We start from the raw sequence: 22291 nt of genomic DNA on the forward strand, positions 1-22291 counted from the left end.
CTGCTTGGCTGGGAGCCTGGGCTTGACGATAGGGGGCGTCAAGACCGTGCTCGGGGGTTCTTGCGCCGACCATCTCAAGCGAACGGAGCGGGCTTGGCTTCGCGCAACGGCGTGTCGGTTTGCGCGAGATCACGCAGCAATTTCGACGGCGCCCAACGCTCCCCATATTGCTGGTGCCAGGCAGCGATCTGGTTGTACACCTCTCGAACCCCGATCCCGTCGGCCCAATACATCAAGCCGCCGCGGTAACGCGGAAATCCAAACCCGTGCAGCCACATCACGTCGATGTCGCTGGCTCGGTATGCTTTGCCCTCCTCCAGGATGCGGCAGGCTTCGTTGACCGAAGAAAACAGCAGGCGCTGCAGAATTTCGCTGTCGGTAAAGGTCCTCTGCGGCACCCCCATTTCGGCCGCCACCGACTTGATGACCGCGGCGACCTCGGGATCGGGATGCGGCGTGCGATCGCCGGTTTCGTAACGATACCAGCCGGCGCCGGTCTTCTGGCCATGGCGCCCCATGTCCACCAACTTGTCGGCGATCGGCAACGTCCGGTAGTTCGGATTGGCCGCCGCGCGGCGCTTCCGGCCTTCCGCGCCGATGTCGAGCCCGGCCAGGTCGCCGACCGCGAACGGCCCCATCGGGTAGCCGAAATCGACCATCACCCGATCGACCTGCTCCGGCAGGCAGCCTTCCTCCAGCAGGATGACCATTTCGCTGTTGAACGGCGCGCGCGAGCGGTTGGCGACGAAACCATCGGTGTTGCCGGCCATGGCCGAGATCTTGCCGATCTTGCGGCCCAGCGCCATCGCCGTCATCAGCGTTTCGGGCGAGGCTTTCGACGGGCGCACGACCTCGAGCAGCTTCATCACGTTGGCGGGCGAGAAGAAATGCGTGCCGGCGATGCGGTCGGCCCGTTTGGTCACCGACGCCAATTCGTCCATGTCGAGCGCGGAGGTGTTCGAGAACAGAAACGCGTCCGGCTGCATCACTTCGTCGAGCTTGGCAAACACCGGTTTCTTGACGTCCATGCGCTCGAAGACGGCTTCCACCACGACGTCGCAGTCGCCGATATCCTGATAGCCGGCGACCGGATGGATGCGCGCCAGGCGGCGTTGCATTTCGTCTTCCGCCAGGCTGCCGCGCTTGACCGAGGTCGCATAGTTACTGCGGATGCGTTGCATGCCGCGATCCAGGGCTTCCCGGTTGGCATCCATGATTTTCACGTCGTAGCCGAAATCGGCGAACGACATGGCGATGCCGCCGCCCATGGTGCCAGCGCCGATGACCGCCGGGCTGGTTACGTCGCGGGCGGCGATGCTAGTGGGCAGGTCGGGCAGTTTGGCGACCTCGCGTTCGGCGAAGAATGCATAGCGCAGCGCCTTGGCCTCCTCGGAGGTTTCCAGTTCGGCAAAAAGTTGTGCCTCGCGCCGGATGCCGTCGTCGAAGGGCTGGGTGCAGGCGGCCTCGACCGCGTCTATACAGTGGTAGGGCGCCTTCTGGTTGCGGGCCTTGCGGGCGATGGATTTGCGCATCGCGCCGAAGATGGCCGGGTCGGCACTGACGGTCTTGTCGCGGACCCTGGGCAGCGGGCGGGCATCGGCGACCTTGCCGGCGAAGGCGACCGCCGCGGCGCGCAGACCGACGCCTTCGGGGACGATCTCGTCGATGATACCCAACCCGGCGGCTTCGGGGGCGGGAACGTGGCGGCCGGACGTGATCAGTTCGAGAGCGGTTTGCGCCCCGACCAGCCGCGGCAGGCGCTGGGTGCCGCCGCCACCCGGCAGGATGCCGATCAGCACCTCCGGCAGCCCGACCTTGGCGGACGCAACGGCGATGCGGTAATGGCAGGCCATGGCATTTTCCAGCCCGCCGCCGAGGGCGAAGCCGTGGATCGCGGCGATCACGGGTTTGGGGCTGGCGTCGAGCACGTCGTAGGTCCGCTGGCCGATCGGAGGGCGCTTGCGGCCGCTGCCGAAGCCGCGGATGTCGGCCCCCGCGATGAAGCTGCGGCCGTCACCGATCAGCACCATGGCCTTCACCGAAGGATCCGCGTTGGCGGTGTTGAGGTGTTCGATGATGCCATCGGACACGCCGGGGCCGAGTGCGTTGACAGGCGGGTAGTTGACGATGATGACGCCGATTTCGCCGTCTTTTTCAAGACGGACGACGGGGGAGTCTGGCATGGATCGGTTCCTCTCGCGGACGCGCTCGAGGATAGGCGGGGTTAGCCGCAGCGTATAGGTTTCGGCCTCTGGATGAGCTGGAAAGACAGCCGGGGGTGCCATGCCCCGGCTGTTCCGTCGACTGGAACGATCGCCTAGCCGAACTGGTTCATCGTGTTGTGCGCACCACCGGCCTTCAAGGCGGCCTCGCCGGCGAAGTATTCCTTGTGGTCGTCGCCAATGTCGGAGCCGGCCATGTTCTGGTGCCGCACGCAGGCGACGCCCTGGCGGATTTCCTGACGCTGCACGTTGAGCACGTAGCCCAGCATGCCCTGGTCGCCGAAATACTCCCGCGACAGATTATCCGCCGCCAGCGCTTCCGTGTGGTAGGTCGGCAGCGTGATCAGGTGATGGAAGATGCCCGACCGCTTAGCCGCATCCGCCTGGAAGGTGCGGATCCTTTCGTCGGCTTCGGCGGCCAGCGGAGTGGCGTCGTAATCCACGCTCATGAGCTTCGGACGGTCGTAGGCGGAAACGTCCTTGCCGTTGGCCTCCCACGCGTCGAACACCTGCTGGCGGAAATTCAACGTCCAGTTGAACGACGGCGAGTTGTTGTAGGCCAACTTGGCGGTCGGGAACTCCGCGCGGATGCGATCCATCATGCCGGCGATCTGCTCGACATGCGGCTTCTCGGTTTCGATCCACAGCAGATCGGCGCCATTGCGCAGCGAGGTGATACCGTCCAGCACGCAGCGATCGGCCCCGGTTCCCGGCCGGAACTGGAACAGGTTGCTGGGCAGCCGTTTCGGCCGCATCAGCTTGCCGTCGCGGTTGATGATGACATCGCCGTTGCGGGCGTTGTCGGCGGTGATTTCCTCGCAGTCCAGGAAGCCGTTGTACTGGTCGCCCAGATCGCCCGGCGCGTGGCTGACGGCGATCTGCTTGGTCAGGCCGGCACCCAGCGAGTCGGTGCGGGTAACGATGACGCCGTCATCCACGCCGAGCTCCAGGAAGGCGTAGCGAATGGCGCGTATCTTCGCCACGAAGTCCTCGTGCGGCACGGTGACCTTGCCATCCTGGTGGCCGCACTGCTTTTCATCGGACACCTGGTTCTCGATCTGCAGCGCGCAGGCGCCCGCCTCGATCATCTTCTTCGCCAGCAGGTAGGTCGCCTCGGCGTTGCCGAAGCCGGCGTCGATGTCGGCGATGATCGGCACGACATGACTTTCGTAATTTTCCACCCGGTTCAGCAACTCGGTTTCCCTGGCGCGATCGCCGGCGGCGCGGGCGGCATCGATCTCGCGGAACAGATTGCCGAGTTCACGGGCGTCGGCCTGCTTCAGGAAGGTGTAGATCTCCTGGATCAGCGCCGGCACCGAGGTCTTCTCGTGCATCGACTGGTCGGGCAGCGGACCGAATTCGGAGCGCAGCGCGGCGACCATCCAGCCTGACAGATAGATGTAGCGGCGCTTGGTGGTGCCGAAATGCTTCTTCACCGCGATCATCTGCTGCTGGGCGACAAAGCCGTGCCAGGCGCCCAGCGACTGGGTGTAGGTGGTCGGGTCGGCATCATAGGCCGCCATGTCCTGGCGCATGATTCCGGCAGTATAGCGGGCGATATCCAGCCCGGTCTGAAATCGGTTCTGCAGCCGCATGCGTGCGACGGATTCGGCGTTGATGCCGTCCCAGGTGCCCTTCTTGGCTTCGATCAATTCAGCCACCCGAGCGGTGTGGTTCTGATAGAGGGAACGGCCGCCGCGCAGCGCGGACGCGCCACCAGCCAGACCATCGGGAGAATAATTCAGCGTATCCATGGTAAATGTTCCTTCGCACTGAGCCGCCTTATGGGCGCTGGCCGCATCTATGATGCTGCAATTGCGAAGTCACTGCGCAAACCGGTGTCCCGGGCCGAAATTTGTCAAGAAATTACAGAAAGAGTTTACAGCTTGAAAAGCGCGGACACGCCTGGCGGAAGTTATCCGTGGAGGCCATAGGGCACGCTGAGGCAGCGCATCAGCAGCGTGACCGCCGCGACGATCAGAACCCCCAGCGTTGCCACCGCCGGCAGCCCACGGAAGATATACTGCTGCATCGAGTTCACCGGCGCCAGCATCCCGAACGGATGCATCAGGCGGGCGATCACCAGGATGACCAGCAGCGTCGTGATCAGATAGAGGTTGCTGCGCATCATCTCCAGCAGCGCGATGAGGATCAGGATCATCGGCACGTATTCGGTGAAGTTGGCATGGGCACGCATTCTGCGGCCCAGCGTGTCTTGCCGGCCGTCGCCATGCAGCACGCCGGTGCGCAGCCGAGTGGCCACCACCCACACCGACAGGGCCGCCAGGATCAGGCCCAGAATGGCGGCATAGGTAGCCGTGACCAGAGGAAACGCCATGGCTACAGCACCGCCTCGGCCACCACTCGCAGGACGTCGATGCTGGAACCCTTCAGCACCATGGTGCCGAGGTGTCCGGCCTTCGCCACGTCCTTCCACGCGGCCAGCCGATCCCTGATCCGCTCCGCCGGCCCGCACAGCGAAATCGCGTCGATCAGGGCGTCAGGCACCGCCGCGGCGGCCTCGTTCTTCTTGCCGTCGAGATACAAACTCTGGATGGTTTTCGCCTCGCCCGGAAAGCCCATCTGGGTGATCATGTCGTTGTAGAAATTTTTTGATCGGGCGCCCATGCCGCCGATATACAGCGCGAGTTCGGGACGGATGGCATCGCGGCAGGCGGCGACGTCCGGTCCCAGCTTGGCGCGGACGAACGGGGCGGTGTCAAAGCCTTGCATGGTCTTGCCGACTTTGCGGCGCCCTTCCAGCGTCGGGCCAGTGACCACGTCCGGGGCGTCGGGGGAAAAGAAGATCGGCAGGTTGCCGTCGGCGACTTCGCCGGCCATGCGCAGGCCGGCCGGGGTGATCGAGGCGGTATAGAACGGCACGTCAGGATCGCCATGCGCGATGCTGCGCAACGGGCGGCCGAGGCCGGAGGCGCCGGGGCCGTCATAGGGGATGGAATACTGCTCGCCGCGGAACTCCAGCGGTTTTTCGCGCGCCAGTATCTGCTTGATGATGGCGATGTATTCCTTGGTGCGCTGCATCGGCTTGCCGAACGGCACGCCGTGCCAGCCCTCGATCACCTGCGGCCCGGACGGCCCGATGCCGCAGATGAACCGGTTGCCGGACAACGCCTGCAGCGACAGCACGGTCATCGCGGCGCAGGCCGGGGTGCGCGCGGGCATCTGCATGATCCCGGTGCCGGCCTTGATCTTGCTGGTCCGCGCCAAGATCCAGGCCGCCGGAGACACCGCATCCGTACTATACGCCTCGCCGGTCCAGACCTGGGTGAAACCAAGCCGCTCGGCCTCCAGGATCATCTCCATGTCGAGTTTTGGGTGCGGGCCGGCCATCCCGACGGTGAGACCAAGCTGCATGACTAACGCACCTTCATCACGACGTCGTCGCGGAAGCGACGCAGATTGCCGACCGTCGCCTCGGCGTCGGTGCCGAATAGGCCGAAATCGAAAGCGGTGACGCCGACATCGCGCAGTGCCTTGATGTCGCCGGCGTAATCCGCCGCGCCGCCGGTGAACAATTTGCGCTCGCCGTCGACGCTGCCTTTCGGCTGCGCCTCGGGGTTGGAGGACACCCGATAGGCAAGCGTCACCGCCGCCGGGTCGCGGCCGGCCTTTTCGGTCAGTCCGCGCAGCTTGGCGACGCCGGCCTTGAAGCGGGTCAGCGTGTCCATCGGGAACTGCGGATTGGTGCCGATCGGGTACCAGGCGTCGCCATACTTCGCGGTGCGGCGCAGCGCCGGGCCACTTTCGCCGCCGACCCAGATCGGGATTTTCCCCTGTGGCGGCTTGGGCGGAAACAGCACGTCCTTGAACTGGACGTATTTGCCGGTAAATTTCGGTTCGTCGGCGGTCCAGAGTTCCATGCAGGCGGCCATGAATTCGTCGGTCACCGCGCCGCGTTCGGCGAACGGCGGCGCGCCGATGGCGATGAACTCCTCCTCGCACCAGCCGGCGCCGATGCCCAGGGTCAGGCGGCCCTTGGACAGGAAATCGATGCTCGCCAGGATCTTCGCGGTCAGCACGGCGGGGCGATGTGGAACGACCATCACCGAGGTCACGATGCGCAGTTTCCTGGTCGCCGCGGCGATGAACGCGGCGGCGGTCAACTGTTCCAGCCTCGGGGCGGCGGCGCCGGACGGGAATTCGCCGGAATCGGAGTATGGGTAGCGCGAGGCGATGCTGGTCGGGATCATCACGTGATCGCTGACGGTGACGTAGTCGAAGCCCAGGGCCTCGGCCTCGGTGGCGATGCGAAGCAGGCTGTCGGGTTCGATCAACGGACCGCTGGTCGGGGCGCTGCATCCGATCTGCATTGGTTCCTCCTGCCTGGATTGCGATATCGGCGCCGATAGCACACGATCCGGCGGCAACAGGCAACGGGGAGCCGTCCCAACCATGGATTTTGGAATCCACATCGGCACGCGCGGATGTCTGACCACACGCGACAACATCATGGCGATGGCCTCGGGCGCCGAGGCGGCTGGCTACGCCATCATCGGCGTGGCCGACCACCTGATCGTGCCGGTCCACACCGACGTGCGCTATCCCTATACGGCTGACGGCATCTGGCCCGGCGCGCCAACCGGAGAATGCTTCGACGCCATCGCGACGTTGACCTTCCTGGCCGGCTTCACCCAGCGGATCAGGCTGTTGACCTCGGTGCTGGTGGTGCCGTACCGCCCGGCGGTGCTGACCGCGAAGTTGCTGAGCACGGCCGATGTGCTGTCCGGCGGGCGGGTCATCGCCGGGATCGGATCCGGCTGGATGAAAGAGGAATTCGCCGCGCTCGAAGCCCCCGCGTTCGAACATCGCGGCGCCGTGACCGACGAATACATCCGCGCCTGGAAATCGCTGTGGACCGAGGAGCGGCCGGCGATGGATGTCAAGCACGTGCGGTTTGAAAATGTGGTGTTCCGCCCGCGGCCGACATCACAACCGCATCCGCCGATCTGGGTCGGCGGCGAGAGCGCCCCTGCCCTGCGGCGAGCGGCGCAGGTCGGCGACGGGTGGTATCCGGTGTCTAACAATGCGCAAATCCTGATGAACACGCCTGAGCTGCTGAGGGCTGGCATCGATCGCCTGCATCGGGCGGCGGAGAAAGCCGGACGTGACCCGGCCTCGATCGACATCGCCTATGTCTGGTTCATGCCGCCGCATTGGACCGCCAAGACTGGCGCCGATGGCCGGCGGCAGATGTTCACCGGCAGCGCCGACGATATGCGCCAGGATGCCGCCGCGTTCGCCGCGGTCGGCGTCAAGCACTTGATCATCTATGCCCAGCAGCCCACCCTGCAGGCAACACTGGACGTCCAGCAGCGCTTTGCCGAGGACGTAGTACGGAAATCAGCATGACCGACCTGACCTGGCTCGAAACCGCGCCCCTGGCCGACCTGATGGCACGCGCCGCGGCGGCGCGCGACGCGGCTTTCGGCCGCAACGTCTCTTATTCGCGTAAGGTGTTCATTCCGCTGACCAAGCTGTGTCGCGACGTTTGCCACTACTGCACGTTCGCGCAACGCCCGAAGCGGGGTCACGCCGCCTATCTAACGGCCGATGAGGTGCTGGCGATCGCCAAGGCGGGCGAAGCCGCCGGCTGCACCGAGGCGCTGTTCACCCTGGGTGACAAACCGGAACTGCGCTATCGGGCGGCCGGCGATGAACTGGCCTCACTCGGGCACCAGACCACGATCAGCTATTTGCGCGCGATGTGCGCGCTGGTGCTGAAGGAAACCAGCCTGCTGCCGCACGTCAATCCCGGCGTCATGTCGGCTGAGGAAATCGCCGGCCTGCGCGAGGTTTCCGCCAGCCAGGGGATCATGCTGGAATCGACCAGCGAGCGGCTTTGCCAGCCGGGCGGCGTGCATTACGGGTCGCCCGACAAGGTTCCGGCGGTGCGGCTGGAGACGCTGCGACTGGCCGGTGAATTGGCGGTGCCATTCACCACCGGCATCCTGATCGGCATCGGCGAATCGCGGGCGGAACGGGTCGATGCATTGGTGGCGATCCGCGATTTGCATGCGCGATACGGCCACATCCAGGAAGTGATCGTGCAGAACTTCCGAGCCAAGCCGGACACCAAGCTGGCGAACGCGGACGAACCGGACCTGGCGGATCTGCTTTGGACCATTGCCGCGGCACGGCTGATCCTGCCGGCGGATGTGCATGTCCAGGCACCGCCGAACCTGTCGCCTGGGGTGTATCAGCAACTGATCGGCGCCGGGATCGACGATTGGGGTGGCGTGTCGCCGGTGACGCCCGATCATGTCAATCCGGAAGCACCGTGGCCTCATCTGGAAGCGTTGGGACTGCGCACGGCGGAGATGGACAAGATCCTGGTGCCTCGTCTGCCGGTCTATCCGGCGTGGGCGGCCGATACCGGGCGCTGGCTGCACCCGAAGGTGGCGACCAGGGTGATGCAGATGGCGGATGCGGAGGGTTGGGCGCGGGATGACGAGTGGGCCCCAGGGCTGACGTTCGCGCCGCGGCCGGGCGTTGTCATGCTGAGCAAGGTCGATCCTGAACTGGAACGGATCGTCGAACGGGCAAGCGGTGGAGAACGGCTGCGGGAGGCCGAGATCGTTCGGCTGTTCGGGGCGCGCGACGTGGACTACGAGCGCGTCATTACGGTAGCAGACGAACTCCGCAAGGCGGTGAGCGGGGACACTGTTCGTTACGTCGTCAACCGAAATATCAATTACACTAATATCTGCTATTATCGTTGCAAGTTTTGTGCGTTCTCCAAGGGCAAGACGCACGAGGCATTGCGCGGCACGCCGTATGACCTGGAAATGAGCGAAATCGTTCGCCGGTCACAAGAGGCCTGGGACCGCGGCGCGACCGAGGTCTGCCTTCAGGGCGGCATCCATCCCGACTATACCGGTGAGACCTACATCGCCATCTGCAAGGCCATCAAGGCCGCGATCCCGGGGATGCACATCCATGCCTTCTCTCCGCTGGAGGTCACTCAGGGCGCGGCGACACTCGGGCTGTCGCTGACCGACTTCCTGGCGCGGCTGAAAGACGCCGGGTTGGGCACCCTGCCCGGCACCGCGGCCGAAATCCTCGACAACGAAATCCGCGCCATCATCTGCCCGGACAAGATCAATACGCAGCAATGGGTAGATGTTGCCCGCGCAGCGCACGCTTTAGGCCTGCGCACGACGTCCACCATCATGTATGGACATCTTGAAAAACCCCTCAATTGGGCTCGGCATTTGCTCGTGCTGCGCGATCTGCAGGCAGAAACCGGCGGCTTCACCGAATTCGTGCCGCTGCCGTTCGTGCATATGGAAGCGCCGATGTATCTGCGCGGCATGGCCCGCAAGGGGCCGACGCTGCGAGAGGCGATCCTGATGCACGCTGTCGCCCGACTGGCGCTGCATCCGCTGATCACCAACATCCAGACGTCCTGGGTGAAGATGGGTCCCGAGGGCGCGGCGATGTGCCTGAACGCCGGTGCCAACGACATGGGCGGCACACTGATGAACGAGAGTATCTCACGCGCCGCCGGGACTCAGCATGGTCAGGAATTTCCGCCCGAGGCGATGGAGCAGTTGATCGGCTCGCTGGTTCGCAACCCGCTGCAGCGCGACACGCTGTATCGCCCGGTCGGCAACGAGCGGCGCGTGGTTTCCTTCAGCGCCGCGGAGCTCGCGCCGATCGTGCAGACGCCGCCGCGCAAGGTGATGGCGGAATAGGCCTGCTGTGTGATGGCACGGTCGGGCCGACAACAGGTCGCGGCCAAAACGCTCAGGCGTTTCCAGATAGATAGTCGATCGCGGCCTGCACGCCACCGGGCCGGTGCGGAACGCCAGCGGCGCGCAAGCCCATCTCGACCCCACCCAGGGTGCCGACTAGCTGCAGGTCGCCGAAATCGCCGAGATGGCCGATGCGGAACACCTGGTCCTTGAGGATGCCCAGCCCGTTGCCGAGGCTCATGTTGTAGCGGGACAGGATGGTGGCCCGCAGGGCGTCGGCGCTGTGGCCTTCGGGCATGCGCACGGCGGTGAGCGAGGACGAATAGTGCCTCGGGTCGGCGCACTGGATTTCCAGCCCCCAGGCGCGCACCGCTCTGCGCGTGGCCTCGGCGTGGCGGTCGTGACGAGCAAAGACGTTGGCCAAACCCTCGTCGAGCAGCATGTCGATGGCCTCGTTCAGGCCATACAGCAAGTTCGTTCCTGGAGTGTACGGGAAATACCCGGTCTTGTTGGCTTCCAGCATCGGGCGCCAATCCCAGTAGCTGCGCGGCAGCCTGGCCGTTTCGGCGGCAGCCAACGCCTTGGCGCTGATCGCGTTGAATGATAGGCCCGGCGGCAGCATCAGGCCCTTCTGCGACCCGGCCACGGTGACATCGACGCCCCACTCGTCATGGCGGTAGTCGATCGAGGCCAGCGATGAAATCGTATCCACCAGCAGCAGCGCCGGATGGGCGGCGGCATCGATCGCGGCCCTGACCTCATCGATGCGCGAGGTGCAGCCGGTGGAGGTCTCGTTGTGAACGACGCAGACCGCTTTGATGCGGTGCGCGGTGTCCGCCTTCAGGGCATCCGCCAGCGCGGCGACGTCGGCGCCGCGGCGCCAGTCGGTGTCGAGGAACATTGGATCGAGCTGCAGGCGTTCGGCCATTTCCTTCCACAGATGAGCGAACCAGCCGGTGCGGCACATCAGCACGGTGTCGCCGGGCGACAGGGTATTGGTCAGCGCCGCCTCCCAGGCACCGGTGCCGGAGGCGGGGTAGACGATCACCGGCCCGGCGGTCTGGAAGATCGCCCGCAGGTTGTCCAGCAGTTCGAGACCGAACGTGCCGAACTCGGGACCGCGGTGATCCATGGTCGGGCGGTCGATGGCACGTAGCACGCGGTCCGGCACGTTGGTCGGGCCAGGGATCTGCAGAAAGTGACGGCCTGGAACGTGCCCGGTTGCGGGCGAGTGGTGGCGCGAGCCGGACATCGTCTGTGCTCCTGTGAAAGCATCGCCAGCTTGCGGGGGTTCACCGGCTTTGCCAATGCTGTGGGTAGGATTAGCATGACCCCGATGGATGGTGCCCCGCCCCATGGTTCGAACGGCCTCGCATGAGTGCCAACCCTGCCGAGTCGGTGATGCCCGACAATGCTGCCTTTGCGATGCGGCTGGCCCGCAACATCAAGGGCGAGGTGCTGTTCGACCGCGCCAGCCGCGGCCGCTACAGTACCGATGCATCGATCTACCAGGTCGATCCGGTCGGCGTGATCGTGCCGGAGACGATCGACGATGTGGTCGCGGCGATGGCGATCGCGCGCGACGAGGGCGTCGCGGTGCTGCCGCGCGGCGGCGGCACCAGCCAATGCGGCCAGACCGTCAATCGGGCGCTGGTGATCGATTGCTCGAAGCATCTGCGGCGGGTGCTGCATGTCGATGCCGAGGCGCGCACCGCCGTGGTCGAGCCGGGGTTGGTGCTGGGGCACCTCAACAACGCCTTGAGCGCCCAGAACCTGTTCTTCCCAGTCGACCCCTCGACCCACGCGCGGTGCACCATCGGCGGCATGGCGGCCAACAACTCGTGCGGGTCGAAGTCCATCCGCTATGGGCTGATGGCGGACAATGTGCGCTCGATCGAGGCCGTGCTGTCGGATGGCACGCAGCACCGTTTCGGGGTCATCGGCGATAACCTCGGGGACCGCATGCCGGCGACGGTGGCCGACCTGATCCAGCGGCTGCAGGTGCTGGGCGCCTCCGAGGCGGACGAGATCGCGGCGCGGTTTCCGCGTCAGTTGCGCCGCGTCGGCGGCTACAACATCGATGCACTGACGCCGGCGGCTCGGGGGTCGGGTCGCGACAACCTGGCCAGGCTGCTGGTCGGGTCGGAGGGCACGCTGGCATTCTCGGCCGCGATCGAGCTATGCTTGTACCCGATCAAGCCGCGCAAGGTGCTGGGGATCTGCCAGTTTCCGACCTTCCGCAAGGCGATGGAGGCATCGCGGCACATCGTGGCGCTGCAGCCCGAGGCGGTCGAGCTGGTCGATCGCACGATGATCGATCTGGGCCGCGGCATTCCGATCTATCGTGCGACCATCGACCGGATGCTGCTGGGCGAGCCCGACAGCCTGTTGATCGTCGAGTTCCATGGCGACGCGGACGCGCCGCTATTGGCCAAGCTGGCCGAGCTTGAGGCGTTGATGGGCGAACTGGGTCATCCCGGGGTGGTACGCGCCGTCGATCCGGCGTTGCAGGCCGATATCGCGGCGGTGCGCGAGGCCGGGCTCAACATCATGATGTCGATGAAGGGCGACGCCAAGCCGGTGTCGTTCATCGAGGACTGCGCGGTCGATCTGGACGACCTCGCCGACTACACCGAACGGCTGAACGACGTGTTCGAGCGCCATGGCACCAAGGGCACGTGGTATGCGCACGCCTCGGTCGGTTGCCTGCATGTGCGCCCGGTGCTGAACATGAAGGACCCGAACGACGTGGCGCGGATGCGTTCGGTGGCTGAGGAAGCGTTCGCGCTGGTGCGGGAATACAAGGGTTCGCACAGCGGCGAGCACGGTGACGGCCTGGCGCGCAGCGAGTTCCACGAGCCGATGTTCGGTTCGCGCATAGTGCGTGCATTCGAGGCGGTCAAGCAGGCATTCGATCCGATCGGGCTGATGAACCCGAACCGCATCACCCAGCCGGCGCGCATGGATGACCGCACGCTGTTCCGCTACAGCCCGGGCTACGGCGCGGTCAGCGACTTCACCCCGAAGCTGGACTGGTCGGAACATCCGGGCGCGCTCGGCGGCATGCTGGGCGCGGTCGAGATGTGCAACAACAACGGCACCTGCCGCGGTTTCGACGCCGGGGTGATGTGCCCCAGCTATCGGGTGACGCGGGACGAGGTGCATCTGACGCGGGGCCGCGCCAACACGCTGCGGCTGGCGCTGACCGGGCAGCTTGGCGCCGATGCGATGGCCTCGGATGCGATGGCCGAGGCGATGGCGCTGTGCGTGTCGTGCAAGGCCTGCAAGCGAGAATGCCCGACCGGGGTCGATATGGCGAAGATGAAGCTCGAGGTGTCGGCGGCGCGAGCGGAACGGCACGGGGTGAGGTGGCGGGAGACGCTGATCGCCGAACTGCCGCGGTATGCACCGCTTGTTTCTCGGGTGCCGATGGCGGCCAATCTGCGCAATCACCTGCCGCCGTTGCGCTGGCTGACCGAACGGGTTTTGGGGCTGTCGGCGGCTCGGCGGCTGCCCAAATGGCGGGCGGACAAGTTCCTGGACAAGGAGGCAGCCACCGCCACCGCGGCGTCGCCTCGCGGCGAGGTCTATCTGCTGGCCGATACCTTCAACCGGTATTTCGAGCCGGAGAACCTGCGGGCAGCGTTGAAGCTGCTGGCCGCCGCCGGGTATCGGGCGGTCATGCCCAACACCGGCGGTCGACCGTTATGCTGCGGACGGACCTGGCTGGCGGTCGGCCTGGTGGACAAGGCGCGCGAGGAAGCCGCCAGGACGATGCGCTATCTGCCGCATGATCTGCCGATCGTTGGCCTGGAGCCGTCGTGTCTGATGACGCTGCGGGATGAATACCGCTCCCTGCTGCCGGGGTCGGAGACGGATCGGTTCGCCCAGCGCGCCATGCTGCTGAGCGAGTTCATCGCGCGACAGAAACCGGCGCTGTCGTTGCGAGCGATGCCCGGGACGGTGCGGGTGCATGGACATTGCCACCAGAAGGCGTTCGGCGCGTTTCCCGACGCACTGGCGATGCTGCGGCTGATCCCGAAGCTGTCCGCCTTGCCGATTACTTCCTCCTGCTGCGGCATGGCCGGGGCGTTCGGCTATCAGGCGGAGACCCAGGCGGCGTCTCGGGCAATGGCCGAGGCTGACCTGCTGCCGGCGGTGCGCGCGGCGGCGGCGCATCATTATATCGTGGCTGATGGGACGTCATGCCGACATCAGATCCGGGATCTGGCGGGGCGCGAGGCGATTCACTCGGTGCGGCTGATGGAGCGGGCGCTGGAGGCCGGTTAGCGGTGAGCGACGGCATGAAACAGGCGATCCACACGCTTCGCATCGGCACCACCGGCGCGGCGCTTTACTATGTTACGCGGCCGATCCGCGACTGGGTCGGGCAACAGGGGATCGACATCGGCCTGCTCACCGTGTGGTGTCGTCATACGTCCGCGTCATTGATCGTGCAGGAGAACGCGGATCCGGACGTGCAGGCCGATCTGCTGGAGTTTTTCCGTCGCGTGGTGCCGGAAGCAGGTCGGTATCGCCATGACGCCGAGGGTCCGGACGATATGCCCGCTCATATCAAGGCCGCGCTGACGCAGACCTCGCTATCGATTCCGGTCCGCCAAGGAGCGCCGACGTTGGGCACCTGGCAGGCGGTCTATCTGTTCGAGCACCGCACTCAGCACCAGGAGCGCCGCCTGGATCTGCATATCATCGGTGCGGCGTGATGGCTTTCATGTATGGGCAAACGCATTGCGTGCATGGCAGCGAAGCGTCGCGGTGACCGGTTCGGTGAATTGTCCGGCATGTCCAATGTGCACCGCGCCATGGCGCGTTACCTCCGCCCCGCCGTTGAATGGGTCAGCGATGACTGACTGTTCGACGGCGTGAACTGGGCCTGGCACGGCATTCCTCGTGCCGACCGGTTGAGGAAATACATAGGATGAGAAAGCTTATACTTGCGGCATTTGCCGCAGTCAGCGTCGCCGCAGGCATCGCGCCGATGGCGCAACGGCCCTGGTCACACCGGCCAGGAAGGCGGCGGCGGCTAATTGAGGGCGCTCAGCACCCCGATGTTGGCAGAGAACACGACCGGCTCTCGCGGTTGCCCGGCGGGGTTCATGCTCGTTTCGCCGAGTGACCCAGACCGCCATACAGATCCAGCACGCGGCGAAGCCATTCGGCGACAGAATCGTCATCCTGCAGAAGTTCGAAGCGGCTGGCGCAGCGCGGCCACATCAGCGTTCCCGCGACGATATGATCGGCGTAGCTTGGCGACACGCCGCCCAGCCACTTTTGTCGGCGCAGCGCCAGCCGGATCGGCAATAGCAAGTCGCGGAATGCCGCCAAGCGATCCTCTCGGCCGTGCTGGATGTGCTCCAGGGTATCGCCGAACCGGGCCTCGCGGCTGGACCGGAAGTAGTCGCGGTCACTCGGGTCGATGACCGCCATCAGGTCATGCACGATGAAGCGGGCGATGCTGCCGACCAGCACGGCATCGCACCAGGAATTCACGAACAAGGCGTGTGCCCTGCTGGTGGGTCCGCCGAAAAGCGTCGGCGCGGGATAGCGGTCTTCCAGGTATTCGGCGATCGACCAACTGTCATGGACGATTTTGCCATCGTCCTGGATGACCGGCACCTTGGCCTGACCAGAGAACGCGATCGCGTCGGTGTCGGTGAAGCGCCAAGGCACGGTTTCAACCGGCAGACCTTTGTGCGCCAGCGCGAAGCGGGTGCGCCAACAATAGGGGCTGAAGCGAATCTCCGGGTCTTGGCCGGCGAGGTCGTGCAGGACGATACTCATGCCGCATCATGGCCCCCGGACCTTGGGTCCGTCCAGATCGACCCTGACCGGGATCGTTGGCGTCGGACCGCGATTGGACGCCGTGGGAACGCTCGGGCCTGGACCCAAGACGGAACGTTCGAATTGGGTTCGGTCGGAACGTTCGGATTTGCTGTGCGTATCCGGGTCGGTATGATAACAAATCTCGGTGTCCGAGTTGCATTCCCCCGACAGTCTGCTGATCCGCACCGCGCGGGGCGCCGGCTGGGTAGTGGCCTGGCGGCTGGGGATGCGGCTGCTTGGCCTATGCAGCACCCTGATGCTGGTCCGGCTGATCCGGCCGGCGGATTTTGGCATCATCGCCCTGGCCAGCAGCTTCAGCCAGACAATCGACGGCATGATGACGCTGGGCACCGAGGAAGCGGTGATCCGGGAAAGCTCCCCCGGCCGCAAGTTCTATGACACCGCGTTCACGCTGAACCTGCTGCGTGGATTGTCGGTGGCCGCCCTGGTGGCCGCGCTGGCCTATCCCGCCGCCGGGTTCTTCGCCGACCCGCGGCTTGGTCCGGTGCTGCTGTTCGTCGCCTGCCTGCCCTTGCTGGATGGATTGTCGAACATCGGCACCGTCGATTTCCGCCGCGATCTCGCTTTCCACAAGGAATTCGCGATCATGGTGCTGCCGAAGCTGTGCGGCATCGTCACCGCGATAACGGCGGCGGTGCTGCTACGGTCCTACGTGGCGATGCTGCTCGGGATGGGCGTCAACCAGACCATGCGCGTGGTCATGGGCTATGTGATGCATCCGTTCCGCCCCGGTCTGTCACTCAAGGCCTGGCGTGGGTTGGCTGGATACTCGTTGTGGACCTGGCTGCTCAGTCTCGCGGTGCTGATCCGTGACCGCAGCGACTCGCTACTGCTGGGACGGCTGATGAACACGGCGTCGGTGGGGTTCTACTCGGTCGGAGCCGAGATCGCCGCGCTGCCGACGACCGAGTTGATCGAGCCGCTGGGGCGCGCCGCGTTTGCCGGCTTCTCCGCCGGGCGGCAGCAGAAACTCGCGGTGGGGCAAACCTTCCTAAGGCTGATCGGGTCGGCCGCCCTCGTCACATTGCCGGCCGGAGTCGGCCTGTCGCTGGTGGGGGCGCCACTGGTCGGCCTGGCGTTCGGGCCGGGCTGGGAGCAGGCGGTGCCGGTGCTGCGCATCCTGGCGCTGAGCTTCACCGTCATGGTGTTCGGACATCTCAGTCTGCACCTGCTGAGTGCGCATGCGTTGCTGGGGCGCCTGGTCGGGATCACTCTCGCGGGTGCCGGGGTGCGGCTGGCGCTGCTGGCACTGCTGATCCCGCGGTTCGGCCTGACCGGCGCGGCAGCCGCCGCCGCGGTGGCGGTAGTGGTGGAGCAGGCACTGACATTGGCTACCGCGATGCGGCGCTTCGAGGTCGGCGCGACGGCGATGGCGCAACAGGTCTGGCGCCCGATGTTGGCTGCCTCGGCGATGGCGGCGGTCCTGGTGGCCTACGGTTCGGAATTGTCCGATCGACCCGGCGCCCTTGGGTTGGTCATGGCGATTTCTGCTGGGGCGGCGATCTATGCCGCGGTGCTGCTGGCGCTGTGGGCCCTCGCCCGGCGGCCGGACGGCGCTGAGGCCGACGTGCTGAGACTGCTGCGGCGCCGCGCGCGCTGAAACCGCCGCATCGACCGGCGTCCGGTCGATGCTGGCATCGGCACCAATAGGCATCTCGAACCATCGACCAGGTTTGGTCGCTGCACTCTCGCGGCGCGGGACGACTCGCCGCAAGCCGGCTAGAGTAGATCATGCAAGCGTCCCGTCCGATCGAGACCGATATCGTGCTGCTGGGTGCCGGGCATGCCCACGTCGAGGTGCTGCGCCGATTTGCCCTCCGCCCGGAACCAGGGGTGCGCCTGACGCTGATCGGGCGGGAGCCACAGACGCCGTATTCCGGGATGCTGCCCGGCCTGATCCGGGGGGATTATTCGCACCAGGCGGCGCATATCGACCTCGCGCCGCTGGCGGCGATGGCGGGCGCCCGGCTGATCCTTGCCGAGGCGACCGGCATCGACCCGGAGGGCTGCGGCATCACCGTCCCGGGACGGCCGGAGATCGCCTTCGACCTGCTGTCGATCAATGTCGGCGGCGCGCCGGTGGTGCCGGCGGCCAGCGGGATCGGGGTCAAACCAATCGGATCGTTCCTCGACCGATTGCACCGGCTGGAGGCGGACGTTCCCCCCGGTGCCCGGATCGCGGTCGTCGGCGGCGGCCCGGGCGGCGTGGAACTGGCCTTGGCTCTGGCGGTGCGGTTCGCCGGACATTTCCGCCTGTTGCTGGTATCGGCCACCCCCGAACCGCTGGCCCTAGCTCCCGCCACGGCTCGGCGCGCGGTGCGCCAGGCGCTGGTGGAGGCTGGCGTGGAACTGGTTTCAGGCGTTACCGCCAGTGGCCTGGACGCAGGCCACCTGTTGTTGTCGGACGGTAGCTTTGTGGAGGTCGCAAGCGCGCTGTGGGCGACCGGGGTGGAGGGACCGGCATGGCTCGCCGAGTCCGGCATCGCCTGCGATCGTTCGGGCTGCGTCCGGGTCACCCCGACGCTGCGTAGCGTCAGCCATGCGCAGATCTTCGCCGCCGGCGATTGCGCGGCGGTAGAAGGCGACCCCAGGCCGAAGGCAGGGGTCTGGGCGGTGCGGGCCGGTGCGCCGCTGGCGGACAATCTGCGGCGCGCGGCCAACGGATCGGCGTTGAAGGCATGGAAACCGCAACTTGACGCGCTGGCGATCCTCGGTCTCGGGCATGGCCGGGCAGTCGGCTGGCGCAACGGCATGGCGGTTCAGGGGCGCAAGGTCTGGTGGCTGAAGGACCGCATCGACCGCCGCTGGATGCGGATGTACACCGAGATGCGGATGGCGCCGGATCCCGACGTGTCGATGCGTTGCGGCGGGTGCGGCGCCAAGGTAAGTGCCGAGGTACTGGCCGGGGCACTCGCGACATTGCCAGCGGCCGACAATCCGGATTTGCTGCCGACGCTTGACGATGCGGCGGTGCTGAAGCCGCCGCTGGGCAAGCTGTTGGTGCAATCGGTCGATCACTTCCGCGCCTTTCTGGACGATCCGTTCGTGTTCGGCCAGATCGCCGCCGCGCACGCGCTGTCGGATCTGTACGCCATGGCGGCGCAGCCCTGGACCGCGCTGGCGATCGCCTCGGTGCCGTATGCCGCATCGCGCAAAATGCGCGCGGAACTGGCTGCGATGCTGCAGGGTGCCAGCGAAATTCTGCGCGCCGATGGCTGCGCCCTGGTCGGCGGCCATAGCGCCGAGGCGTCGGAGACGGCGCTTGGGTTCTCGGTCACCGGCCTGGTGGATTCCGGCAGAGTGCTGCGCAAGGCGGGCTTGCAGCCGGGCGACCAGTTGATCCTGACCAAACCGCTGGGCACCGGGATCGTGCTGGCGGGACATATGCGCGGCAACGTGCGGGCGCCCTGGCTAATCGCGGCGATCGATCAGATGCGGATCACCAACGCCGGTGCGGCGCGGATCGCGATGGCGCACCGGCCTCGCGCCGGCACCGACGTTACCGGGTTCGGACTGGCCGGCCATCTGCGGGAGATGCTGGATGCGTCCGGGGTCGGCGCGGTGCTGCGGCTGGAGGCCATTCCGGCGTTGCCCGGAGCACGCGCGCTCGCGGCGCATGGTATCGAGAGCACGCTGGCGGCGGAGAACCGGCGCCTGCTGGGCGATGCGCCGGGGACCGAACTGCTGGTCGACCCGCAGACCTCGGGGGGGTTGCTGCTGGGTCTGCCGCCCAACCGAGCGGGCGGATGCCTGGAGGCGTTGCTGGATAGTGGACTGAACGCGGCGATCATCGGTGAGGTGGAACCCGCCCGCGAAGGGGCGCCGCGCATCAGACTGGAATAATGGGCCGCCGACGCTACCGGGACAGCCTGGAGGTGCGATACAGGTCGGCAACCGGGGTCCGAAGGTCAATACTGGATAATTCCAGCAGTCCGTGCGGTCGCACCAGTTCCGCGGTGTCGGGCCAATTGCCGTCTGCGTCGCGGCGCAATAACTCGACCTCCATGCGGGTGCTGCGGACGGCGAGGATCTCTCGCACACTGGGGATCGTACAATAGGCCCAGATGTTGGTGCGGGTCTTAGCCTCGTTTGACGGTGACAAAATCTCCACCAGCAGAACGGGCTCCGGCACCATGACCTCCCCCGACGGCGGAGCACAGGTCACACCGAGGTCTGGGACACGGAAGTTTTCGTTGGCGCGAACCCGCGGGACAATGCCGGGTGCCTGCACCACCCGGCAAGCGCTGCCGGCGGCTAAGAGATGGTTGCCGAGCAGCCGCCCTAGCTCATTCTGGATGGACCCGTGCACGTCAGCCGCCGGCGCCATCGGCACCGGATCACCATCGATGAGTTGCCAACGCCGGCCGGTGACGTCGTCGGAGTCCCATACCAGGAACTCATCGACTGTCATCCGGGCGGGCAGGCGTTTGCGCATTGCCACCACATTTTAACGTCTATCATGTCGAGACGCCGCTCGCCACGGATTGGTCCCTGCCGGCTTGGTGCGATCACCGACACCCGCTGGTCTGGCCTCCCGGAAGTTCGCCTCGGCGTCCAACCTTGGTCTCGCGTCACTCGTTGTTTGTTTTCGGGGACCTGCCCTCTTCTTCGTCTGCCACATAGTGACTAACATGACCCTGGGAACGACGCCGACCGCAGCCAGGAGCGCAGCATGACACGCAGCTATCGGATCGCCTCGGTTCCCGCCGATGGTATCGGGCCGGAAGTGATCGACGCCGGATTGGAAGTGCTGGAGGCGGTCGCCTCGCGCGATGGCGGGTTCAAGCTGGTGGTGGACCACTATGGCTGGGGCTCCGACTGGTATCGCAAGCACGGCGTGTTCATGCCGCCGGACGGACTGGCATGGCTGCGGACGGCCGATGCCATCTATTTCGGAGCGGTCGGCGACCCGGACATTCCGGATCATATCTCGCTGTGGGGCTTGCGGCTGCAGATCTGCCAGGGATTCGACCAGTACGCCAATGTGCGCCCGACCCGGATCCTGCCCGGCGTCACCTCGCCGCTGCGCGACGTCGGGCCGGGCGACCTCGATTGGGTGATCGTGCGGGAGAACTCCGAGGGCGAGTATGCCGGCCAGGGCGGCCGCACCCATCGCGGGTTGCCCGAGGAGGTCGCCACCGAAACCGCGATCTTCACTCGGCGCGGCGTCGAGCGGATCATGCGGTTTGCCTTCGACATCGCGCGGTCGCGGCCGCGCAAGCATCTGACGGTGGTGACCAAGTCGAACGCGCAGCGCCACGGGATGGTGTTCTGGGATGAGATCGCGGGGCTGGTGTCGCACGACTACCGGGACGTGACCTGGGACAAGGAACTGGTCGATGCGATGACCATGCGGATGGTGCGTAAGCCGCGGACCATCGATACGGTGGTGGCGACCAATCTGCATGCGGACATCCTGTCGGATCTGGCGGCGGCGCTGGCGGGATCGCTCGGCATCGCGCCGACCGGGAACATCGATCCGGAGCGGCGGGCTCCGTCGATGTTCGAGCCGATCCACGGCAGCGCCTTCGACATCACCGGCAAGGGTATCGCCAATCCGGTGGCGACGTTCTGGACCGGGGCGATGATGCTGGAACACCTGGGTGAGAAACCGGCCGCCGACCTGTTGATGCGGGCGGTGGAGCAGGTCTGCGCCGCCGGCATCCTGTCGCCCGACCTGGGCGGGACGGCGACGACGAAGGAGGTGACAAAGGCGGTGGTCGAGGCGGTGCGCGGGATGAACCGGTAGCGGCTGATCGCGGGGTCCCGGTCGGCTGCGGATCCCTGCAAAATCCGATTTCGAGAGGGTTTTCCAGCAGACCGCTAAAGCAACTCAAATCCCGCGAGGCGAATCGCTTTGCGGTCGAACGTTACCGTGTGGGTGCATCCCACGGCGATGCCCAGAGCCCCGATCAGGGCGTCGGCAAACGATCCTCCCCCCTGCTTGAGCGCGATCATGGAGATGAAGACTTCCTGCTCGTTCTCCACCACAAGCACGTCAGCCTGAAGCAGGCGTTCTATCGCCGCCGCAACATGTGCATCGGATAGGTGATAGGCTCTCGAAAGAACCCAAACCGTCTCGATCATTACGACCGCGCTTATGTAGCCTGGGTCCTGCTCGGTCAGCCGGTATTCCATCAGTTCGGTCGCCCTCAGCGACTGAACCGGGTCATCCTGCGTTAGATAGCGCACCAAGACATTGGTATCGAGACCGATCACCGATGCTTCGGATGGCCGCTTGCTCCAGACGCCGCGGCCTCTGTCATTTCATCGAGCGGAACCGGCGGCCGCGCTGGGTGAACAATGCCCCGCAGGACAGAGACAGGACGTTTCGGCAGAAGCACCACGCTTCCGTCCGGGTGGAAGAAATACTTGACCCGACCGCCGGGACGCAGTCCGAGATGATCCCGGATCGCCTTCGGTATGGTCACCTGACCCTTACTGGTGATCGCGGATTCCACCACTCTACTCCTTACTTTCGTCTAGAAG

The 22291-nt window shown here is 65.9% G+C and carries 17 protein-coding genes; 7 read left to right on the top strand and 10 right to left on the bottom strand.

What is annotated here, in order from left to right; genetic code table 11:
• Positions 1-74: 74 nt before the first annotated feature.
• The 5 genes from ACQY4T_RS20280 to ACQY4T_RS20300 all read right to left on the bottom strand — a co-directional run bounded on the left by ACQY4T_RS20280 (position 75) and on the right by ACQY4T_RS20300 (position 6553).
• Positions 75-2183, bottom strand: coding sequence for a 3-hydroxyacyl-CoA dehydrogenase NAD-binding domain-containing protein (locus tag ACQY4T_RS20280; protein ID WP_428534396.1), 2109 nt, complete (start codon positions 2181-2183; stop codon positions 75-77).
• Between the two features lie 134 nt (positions 2184-2317).
• A complete protein-coding gene (locus ACQY4T_RS20285; RefSeq protein WP_428534398.1) occupies positions 2318-3976 on the bottom strand; it encodes an isocitrate lyase in 1659 nt (552 codons plus the stop codon).
• Between the two features lie 161 nt (positions 3977-4137).
• Positions 4138-4560, bottom strand: a complete 423-nt coding sequence (locus ACQY4T_RS20290) for an MAPEG family protein (RefSeq protein ID WP_428534400.1) — start codon at positions 4558-4560, stop codon at positions 4138-4140.
• Positions 4561-4562: 2 nt separating this feature from the next.
• Positions 4563-5597, bottom strand: a complete 1035-nt coding sequence (locus ACQY4T_RS20295; RefSeq protein WP_428534402.1) for an LLM class F420-dependent oxidoreductase — start codon at positions 5595-5597, stop codon at positions 4563-4565.
• A gap of 2 nt (positions 5598-5599) precedes the next feature.
• Positions 5600-6553, bottom strand: a complete 954-nt coding sequence (locus ACQY4T_RS20300) for a TIGR03619 family F420-dependent LLM class oxidoreductase (RefSeq protein WP_428534404.1) — start codon at positions 6551-6553, stop codon at positions 5600-5602.
• 82 nt (positions 6554-6635) lie between these two features.
• Here ACQY4T_RS20300 and ACQY4T_RS20305 point away from each other — a divergent pair, with 82 nt between their 5' ends.
• Positions 6636-7592: a TIGR03619 family F420-dependent LLM class oxidoreductase gene (locus ACQY4T_RS20305; protein WP_428534406.1), complete on the top strand. Its 957-nt coding sequence runs from the start codon at positions 6636-6638 to the stop codon at positions 7590-7592.
• Positions 7589-9937, top strand: a complete 2349-nt coding sequence (gene cofH / locus ACQY4T_RS20310) for a 5-amino-6-(D-ribitylamino)uracil--L-tyrosine 4-hydroxyphenyl transferase CofH (RefSeq protein ID WP_428534408.1) — start codon at positions 7589-7591, stop codon at positions 9935-9937. Before ACQY4T_RS20305 ends, cofH begins: the two co-directional genes overlap by 4 nt.
• A 52-nt stretch (positions 9938-9989) precedes the next feature.
• Here the strand turns inward: cofH and ACQY4T_RS20315 are convergent, their stop codons facing one another.
• A complete protein-coding gene (locus tag ACQY4T_RS20315; RefSeq protein ID WP_428534410.1) occupies positions 9990-11189 on the bottom strand; it encodes a pyridoxal-phosphate-dependent aminotransferase family protein in 1200 nt (399 codons plus the stop codon).
• Positions 11190-11311: 122 nt separating this feature from the next.
• Between ACQY4T_RS20315 and ACQY4T_RS20320 the strand changes: the two genes are divergently transcribed.
• Positions 11312-14227 (top strand): FAD-binding and (Fe-S)-binding domain-containing protein, encoded by a 2916-nt coding sequence (locus ACQY4T_RS20320; protein ID WP_428534412.1) that lies wholly within the window; start codon positions 11312-11314, stop codon positions 14225-14227.
• Between the two features lie 14 nt (positions 14228-14241).
• Complete coding sequence (locus ACQY4T_RS20325) at positions 14242-14661, top strand: secondary thiamine-phosphate synthase enzyme YjbQ (RefSeq protein WP_428543007.1); 420 nt, start codon at positions 14242-14244, stop codon at positions 14659-14661.
• Positions 14662-15052: 391 nt separating this feature from the next.
• Here the strand turns inward: ACQY4T_RS20325 and ACQY4T_RS20330 are convergent, their stop codons facing one another.
• Complete coding sequence (locus tag ACQY4T_RS20330; protein WP_428534414.1) at positions 15053-15739, bottom strand: glutathione S-transferase family protein; 687 nt, start codon at positions 15737-15739, stop codon at positions 15053-15055.
• 187 nt (positions 15740-15926) lie between these two features.
• On the opposite strand from ACQY4T_RS20330, the gene ACQY4T_RS20335 reads away from it, so the two are divergent.
• Positions 15927-17402: an oligosaccharide flippase family protein gene (locus ACQY4T_RS20335; RefSeq protein ID WP_428534416.1), complete on the top strand. Its 1476-nt coding sequence runs from the start codon at positions 15927-15929 to the stop codon at positions 17400-17402.
• A gap of 131 nt (positions 17403-17533) precedes the next feature.
• Positions 17534-19645 carry a selenide, water dikinase SelD gene (selD, locus tag ACQY4T_RS20340; RefSeq protein ID WP_428534418.1) on the top strand — a complete coding sequence of 704 codons (2112 nt, stop codon included), beginning with the start codon at positions 17534-17536 and terminating at the stop codon, positions 19643-19645.
• Positions 19646-19658: 13 nt separating this feature from the next.
• Here selD and ACQY4T_RS20345 read toward each other — a convergent pair whose 3' ends face one another.
• Positions 19659-20237, bottom strand: coding sequence for a Uma2 family endonuclease (locus tag ACQY4T_RS20345; RefSeq protein ID WP_428534420.1), 579 nt, complete (start codon positions 20235-20237; stop codon positions 19659-19661).
• Between the two features lie 237 nt (positions 20238-20474).
• Here ACQY4T_RS20345 and ACQY4T_RS20350 point away from each other — a divergent pair, with 237 nt between their 5' ends.
• Complete coding sequence (locus ACQY4T_RS20350) at positions 20475-21551, top strand: tartrate dehydrogenase (protein ID WP_428534422.1); 1077 nt, start codon at positions 20475-20477, stop codon at positions 21549-21551.
• A gap of 74 nt (positions 21552-21625) precedes the next feature.
• Here the strand turns inward: ACQY4T_RS20350 and ACQY4T_RS20355 are convergent, their stop codons facing one another.
• Positions 21626-22021: a PIN domain-containing protein gene (locus ACQY4T_RS20355; RefSeq protein ID WP_428534424.1), complete on the bottom strand. Its 396-nt coding sequence runs from the start codon at positions 22019-22021 to the stop codon at positions 21626-21628.
• Positions 22018-22263, bottom strand: coding sequence for an AbrB/MazE/SpoVT family DNA-binding domain-containing protein (locus tag ACQY4T_RS20360; protein WP_428534426.1), 246 nt, complete (start codon positions 22261-22263; stop codon positions 22018-22020). Before ACQY4T_RS20360 ends, ACQY4T_RS20355 begins: the two co-directional genes overlap by 4 nt.
• Positions 22264-22291 lie beyond the last annotated feature (28 nt).

This window comes from Rhodopila sp. (genome assembly GCF_965277825.1).
Taxonomy (GTDB): Bacteria; Pseudomonadota; Alphaproteobacteria; order Acetobacterales; family Acetobacteraceae; genus Rhodopila.

Coding starts and splice junctions, on each gene's coding strand:
- ACQY4T_RS20315 (WP_428534410.1), bottom strand. CDS start 11,189: ATGTCCGGCTCGCGCCACCACTCGCCCGCAACCGGGCACGTTCCAGGC.
- cofH (WP_428534408.1), top strand. CDS start 7,589: ATGACCGACCTGACCTGGCTCGAAACCGCGCCCCTGGCCGACCTGATG.
- ACQY4T_RS20290 (WP_428534400.1), bottom strand. CDS start 4,560: ATGGCGTTTCCTCTGGTCACGGCTACCTATGCCGCCATTCTGGGCCTG.
- ACQY4T_RS20300 (WP_428534404.1), bottom strand. CDS start 6,553: ATGCAGATCGGATGCAGCGCCCCGACCAGCGGTCCGTTGATCGAACCC.
- ACQY4T_RS20285 (WP_428534398.1), bottom strand. CDS start 3,976: ATGGATACGCTGAATTATTCTCCCGATGGTCTGGCTGGTGGCGCGTCC.
- ACQY4T_RS20280 (WP_428534396.1), bottom strand. CDS start 2,183: ATGCCAGACTCCCCCGTCGTCCGTCTTGAAAAAGACGGCGAAATCGGC.
- ACQY4T_RS20325 (WP_428543007.1), top strand. CDS start 14,242: ATGAAACAGGCGATCCACACGCTTCGCATCGGCACCACCGGCGCGGCG.
- ACQY4T_RS20350 (WP_428534422.1), top strand. CDS start 20,475: ATGACACGCAGCTATCGGATCGCCTCGGTTCCCGCCGATGGTATCGGG.
- ACQY4T_RS20320 (WP_428534412.1), top strand. CDS start 11,312: ATGAGTGCCAACCCTGCCGAGTCGGTGATGCCCGACAATGCTGCCTTT.
- ACQY4T_RS20305 (WP_428534406.1), top strand. CDS start 6,636: ATGGATTTTGGAATCCACATCGGCACGCGCGGATGTCTGACCACACGC.
- selD (WP_428534418.1), top strand. CDS start 17,534: ATGCAAGCGTCCCGTCCGATCGAGACCGATATCGTGCTGCTGGGTGCC.
- ACQY4T_RS20330 (WP_428534414.1), bottom strand. CDS start 15,739: ATGAGTATCGTCCTGCACGACCTCGCCGGCCAAGACCCGGAGATTCGC.
- ACQY4T_RS20295 (WP_428534402.1), bottom strand. CDS start 5,597: ATGCAGCTTGGTCTCACCGTCGGGATGGCCGGCCCGCACCCAAAACTC.
- ACQY4T_RS20345 (WP_428534420.1), bottom strand. CDS start 20,237: ATGCGCAAACGCCTGCCCGCCCGGATGACAGTCGATGAGTTCCTGGTA.